At 60.2% G+C, this 5,227-nt stretch carries 7 protein-coding genes; 6 read left to right on the top strand and 1 reads right to left on the bottom strand.

The genetic code is table 11. From position 1 onward, the window contains the following. Positions 1–151: 151 nt before the first annotated feature. From B5F88_RS18305 to B5F88_RS18325, 5 genes are all read left to right on the top strand, one after another. Positions 152–1,642: an S-layer homology domain-containing protein gene (locus B5F88_RS18305; RefSeq protein ID WP_087348866.1), complete on the top strand. Its 1,491-nt coding sequence runs from the start codon at positions 152–154 to the stop codon at positions 1,640–1,642. A 288-nt stretch (positions 1,643–1,930) separates the two neighbouring features. Next, entirely contained in the window at positions 1,931–2,203 is a 273-nt protein-coding gene (locus B5F88_RS18310; protein WP_087348868.1) for a hypothetical protein, read from the top strand. After that, positions 2,196–2,636 carry a hypothetical protein gene (locus tag B5F88_RS18315; protein WP_087348870.1) on the top strand — a complete coding sequence of 147 codons (441 nt, stop codon included), beginning with the start codon at positions 2,196–2,198 and terminating at the stop codon, positions 2,634–2,636. Before B5F88_RS18310 ends, B5F88_RS18315 begins: the two co-directional genes overlap by 8 nt. Beyond that, positions 2,620–3,297 (top strand): M15 family metallopeptidase, encoded by a 678-nt coding sequence (locus tag B5F88_RS18320; protein WP_162612244.1) that lies wholly within the window; start codon positions 2,620–2,622, stop codon positions 3,295–3,297. Before B5F88_RS18315 ends, B5F88_RS18320 begins: the two co-directional genes overlap by 17 nt. Further along, complete coding sequence (locus B5F88_RS18325; protein ID WP_087348872.1) at positions 3,269–3,457, top strand: hypothetical protein; 189 nt, start codon at positions 3,269–3,271, stop codon at positions 3,455–3,457. The genes B5F88_RS18320 and B5F88_RS18325 overlap by 29 nt, the downstream gene beginning before the upstream one ends. Before the next feature lie 51 nt (positions 3,458–3,508). Here B5F88_RS18325 and B5F88_RS18330 read toward each other — a convergent pair whose 3' ends face one another. Next, a complete protein-coding gene (locus B5F88_RS18330) occupies positions 3,509–4,657 on the bottom strand; it encodes a site-specific integrase (protein ID WP_087348874.1) in 1,149 nt (382 codons plus the stop codon). Between the two features lie 223 nt (positions 4,658–4,880). Between B5F88_RS18330 and B5F88_RS18335 the strand changes: the two genes are divergently transcribed. Beyond that, the coding region (locus B5F88_RS18335; protein ID WP_140402192.1) for an S-layer homology domain-containing protein at positions 4,881–5,227 on the top strand (347 nt) is incomplete at its 3' end.

The following is a 5,227-nucleotide window of genomic DNA, read 5'->3' on the forward strand; positions in this document are numbered from 1 at the left end:
CCATACCGTATCACTCATGTCATGGCGTTGTTGTTCATTGCTCATAGGAACACCTCTTTCTGGCCTATTGTTCCTATTATACCACATTACTCGTGTAAACACTATTTAGAATAAATGCAGTGAATTGAAAGAAGGAGCGTGAACCATTTCCATGTCCATCAAACACCGTGTACAAAGTCTTGCGCTGGCCGGAGCCCTGACTCTGACCCTGTCCGTTCCGGCGCTGGCCGCCGGCTACAGCGACCTGCCCAGCAGCCACTGGGCCTACTCCTCCATGATGGAGGCCGCCGAGCTGGGCGTCATCCAGGGCGTAAGCGACGGAAAGCTGGCCCCCTCCGATACCATGAGCTGGGGACAGTTCCTGACCATGCTCACCCGCACCTTTGCCCCCCAGTCCTACGCCAGCGCCTCCGCCTCCGGACTGGCCTGGGATCAGGCGGGCTACGCCGCCGCGGAACAGGCCGGCCTGCTCCGGCAGGAGGACGGCCTGCCTGTCACCATGAGCAGCCTGGGGAGCGCCATCTCCCGCCAGGACGCGGCGGTGCTGCTGTACAACGCCCTGCCGGAGGAGGCCTGGGACGTCTGGTACACCTGGGGGGAGACCCAGGAACCCTCCGCCCTCTCCGACTGGTACCAGATGGACGCCGTCCATCAGCAGGCGGTGGCCGGGCTGGCCGAGCTGGGGATCATCAACGGCAAAAGCGACGGCTCCTTTGGCTGCACCGACTCCATCCAGCGCTGCGACGGCACCGTGCTGGTCATGCGGGTGCTGGAGGTAGTTGATTCCTGCCTACAATATACGCCGAAGGATATTACAGTCCGTATTGTAAATGCGCAGACCGGCCAATCCATTCTGCCCGATCAGCAGATGTCCACTCAGGTGGGCACCTACCTGTCCAGTCTCTCCTATGAGCTGGAGTCAGACGGGCTGAAGTACTACAACTACAGCTGGTCGGACAACCTGGTCAGTGAGGTCAGCTCCGCCTGCAGCACCTACACCCTGTACTACCAGCCCATGACCCAGGCGGAACGGGAAGAGGCGGATTTCTGGGAAAAGGTGGAGCAGGGCCTGGCCAGTTACGAGGACTATGCCAAGCAGGATTTCTGGCTGAAATTCCAGGGGGAAAATGAGCGCAAGTATGAACTGCTCTTCGGCGACGCTGCCAAACGGCGCTTTGCCAATCAGGAAGAGGCCAAGGCGGCCATGACCACCGTCACCATCCCGGTATGGAAGCTGTCCGGCGGCGTCAAGGTGAGCTCCACCCTGTCGCTGACCGTTCACGCCGCCATCGCCGAGGATGTAAAGGCCATCTTTACCGAGATCTACAACGATCCGGAGCAGTTCCCCATTCACGATATCGGCGGCTATTCCTGGCGGGGAGACTCCGCCACCGGAGAGCACAACTGCGGCACCGCCATTGACATCAACGCCAATGAGAACTATCAGATCCGGGATGGTCAGGTACTGGCGGGCAGCCTGTGGCAGCCGGGCAGCAACCCCTACTCCATCAGCCCGGAGAGCTCGGTGGTACGGATCTTTGCCGAGCACGGCTGGAGCTGGGGCGGCGACGCCTGGGCTGACGGCAGCGACGCTGCCACTGGCTACCACGACTACATGCATTTCTCCTATATGGGAGGTTAAAGCTTTCGTCACAAAGCTTTTATATTCTGTTCACAGTCCGTTCACCATTGGAGAGGGGCGGTCGTGTATGATAAGCATGTCAGGAAGAAATGACAAACCAACCTCCTCTCTACTCTCTCTTTTACCTCTCTGTTCACACACACAAACAACGGCTGCGGGCCCGTCTTCGGACGGGCCCGCAGCTGTTTTCCTGTTTGTTGTATGAAAACGTGCAAGGATTTCCTTCAGACCGGTCTATGGTGAGACAGCCCGCCCTGCGGGCGGGTGCCGGAAAAGGAGGAACGACATATGCTGACCATCATTGAGGTGGCCGCCCGGGAGGACGGGGGCCATAGCCTGCAGAGCCAGAGCCACCGGACGGAGTGCTGGCTTGAGGGCTGGGTGGCGGTGCCGCCCGAATTGGAGCAGACGGTATGGGACTGCCGGGGCTACTGCCAGCTGGAGCTGCAGGACGGCGTGCTGACAGGGGTGACGCCCGGAGAGCCTCCGGCGCCGCCGGAGCCGGAACCGGGGGTGGCAGAAATTCTGGACGTATTGCTGGGGGTGAAGGAATATGAGTAACCGGCTGCAGCGGGCGGAGCAGTTCCGCCGACTCCTTCAGCTCTTTGCCGCCTCCCTGGAGCAGGAGAAGGCGCTGGAGATCTCCACCATCTTTCCGGCCTATCAGGCGGGCCGCAGCTATGCGGCGGGGGACTACCTGACCTGCGGGGTAAACAGCGTGGGAGACCCCCAGCTCTACCGGGTGGTGCAGGCCCACACCAGCGCGGCGGAGTGGCCTCCCGCCTCCACCCCCACCCTTTACGAGCCCCTGGGGCTGGACAGCCAGGGCTACCCGCTGTGGCAGCAGCCCAGCGGCGCCCACGACGCCTATCAGAAAGGCGATGTGGTCAACGATAACGGCACATTGTACCGCTCGTTGGCAGACGGAAATGTTTGGGCGCCCGAAGCATACACTGACTTGTGGGAGGTGTATACCAATGCTAAACAGTCGTAATATCGACGACCTTCGTGCCGACGTGGCGGCCAACTGCAGGCTGTGGCAGCAGCTGTGCAAGCAGGCGGGGCTGGCGGTGCTGGTAACCGGCACGGTGCGGGACGAGGAGTACCAGATGTACTGCTACAACAACGGTACCAGCAAGGCCAAGGTACCCAGCTTTCACAGCGTCAAGGCCGGGTTGGCCTTTGATTTTTGCAAGAATGTCAAGGGCCACGAGTTTGATGACCTGGCCTTTTTCAGCAAAGCGGCCGCCATTGCCAAGGAGATTGGCTTTGAGTGGGGCGGGGACTGGAAATCCTTCCCCGACCGCCCCCATCTGCAGTGGAGCGCCGGCGGAACCTATACCAGCGCCATGGTCCGGGCGGGCAAATACCCTCCCGCCATGCCGCTGTACCGGCAGCCGGAGACGGACCCGCAGCCCGACCATCAGGAAGAGGAGGACGACGATATGGTTATGTATCATCTCATCAAGGACATGCCGGACTGGGCCCAGCCCAGCGTCAAGAAGGCTGTGGGGCTGGGCGTGATCCAGCAGTCGGCCGCCGGCGAGGTCAATGTATACGAGCCCAATCTGCAGACCATTGTGCTGCTGGACCGGTTGGGCCTCTTCGACAAGGGGGTGGCCGGCGGTGCTGCAGCGGCTGACCAGGCTCATTGATGTCAAAAGCATCGTAACCATCACCCTTACCCTGGTATTCGCCTATCTGGCTGTGGTAGGCAAGGTACAGGTGGACCAGTTTCTCACGGTGTTCACCGTGATCATCGCCTTCTATTTCGGCACCCAGACCCAGAAGGCGGCCAACAGCAAGGGAGAATAGCGCATAGAGACCCGAAAAAGGGAGTCTGCCGCCAGGGCAGGCTCCCTTTTTTTACATGGCTTTAGCCGCGATGCAGGCGGCCACGGTATTCAGCACTTCCTGATGGGTCTGGTCAAAAATGTGGGTGTACACCCGGCCGGTAATGGTGCAGTCCTTATGTCCCAGTGTTTTTCCGATATCCAGCAGCGGGACCCGGGCGCTGTTGGCCAGGCTGGCAAAGGTGTGGCGCAGGCCGTGGATGGTAATGGGCGGCAGGCCCTGTTCCTGGATAAACTGGTGGAAAGCGCCGGTAACCCGGTTGGGATCATAGGGTTTTCCATCCTCCCGCACGATCACATAGCCGCTGTCGGTCCAGCCCCGCTCCATGCGGCAGCAGGCCGCCTGACGCTCCCGCTCCCGGATGAGAAGGCCCACCAGATCGTCCAGCCCGGCGATACCCAGCTTGCGGATAGAGTGGGCAGTTTTGGGCTGCTTCTGCACCACGGAACCGCCGGCGGTGGTGCGGACGGTGCAGATGTGGATCAGGTTATGCTCCAGGTCCACGTTCTCCCAGCGCAGCCCGCAGATCTCGCTGCGGCGCAGACCCAGATACCCCGCCAGCTTCACCACCAGCTCCAGCCGGGTACCCACCACAGCGTGGAACAGGGTCCGCAGCTGCTCCGGGGTGTAGAAATACTGCCGGGGCGAGCACAGCCGGGGGGGCTCCACCCGGTCCACCGGATTGTCTGGCAGGATCCCCTGTCGGAAGGCGGCCTTCAAAGCCGTGTGGAGGAGAATATGGTGCTTGTACACGGTATTGGCACCCAGGCTCTTGCGCTGGAGCATATCGCCGTAATACCGCTGGATCCGGTAGGGGTCCAGCTGCTGCAGGGGAACCTGGCCCAGGGCGGGAATGATGTGGTTGCGGGCCATGCCCCGGTAACAATAGTAGGTGGTGTCCTCCCGGTTGGGGCGGATGATCTGCTCCAGCCAGTAGTCCAGCCACTCCCCCACCGTAAGCCGGGATGGGAGCTGCAGCTGCCGCCGCAGCCGCTTTAATTCAAACTGGCACAGGGCCTCCTGGGCCGCCGTCCGGTCCCGGAAGCATTTGGTCTGACGGACCCGGCGGCCGGTACCATCCCGCCCATAATCAAAGCAGGCGTAATATAGGCCCTTCTCCTCATCAAATGCCAGATTCCTTTCAATGCGTTTTCTTGCCATGGGGTACCTTCCTTTCTTTCTCTGCGGTTGATGGAAAGCAGTACTATTCTGTCAGCCCGCTTTCGCTCCGTCAAGTTTTTTATCGGCCTTTGCACAGATATACAGGCAACCAAAATGGCTACCCAAAACCGCTGAACCGCTTGTGGTTCAGCGGTTTTTTGCTATCTGGAAATAAGAGGTCTCCTCTCCTAAATGAACAAATTTTAAGAAGGAGGAATTTCCGATGAGAAACCTCAAGCGGACGCTGAGTCTGGTTCTGGCTGCTCTCATGCTGATGAGCATGATGGTAGTTGGCGCCGGCGCGGCGACCAAGGATTTCACCGATTCTGATGAGATCCAGCACAAAGAGGCTGTCGAAGTCATGGTTGCCCTGAATGTTGTCAGCGGCAAGGATGACGGCAGCTATTTCGCCCCCACCGACACCTTCACCCGTGAGGAGATGGCCAAGGTCGTTTCCTACGTGATGAACGGCGGCGTGGAGCCCGTTGTCGGCACCAAGGTGACTCCCACCTACTCCGACATCAAGGGCATCTGGTCCGAGAAGTACATTGAGTACTGCACCAGCATGGG

Source organism: Flavonifractor sp. An306 (assembly GCF_002159455.1).
Taxonomy (GTDB): domain Bacteria; phylum Bacillota; class Clostridia; order Oscillospirales; family Oscillospiraceae; genus Flavonifractor.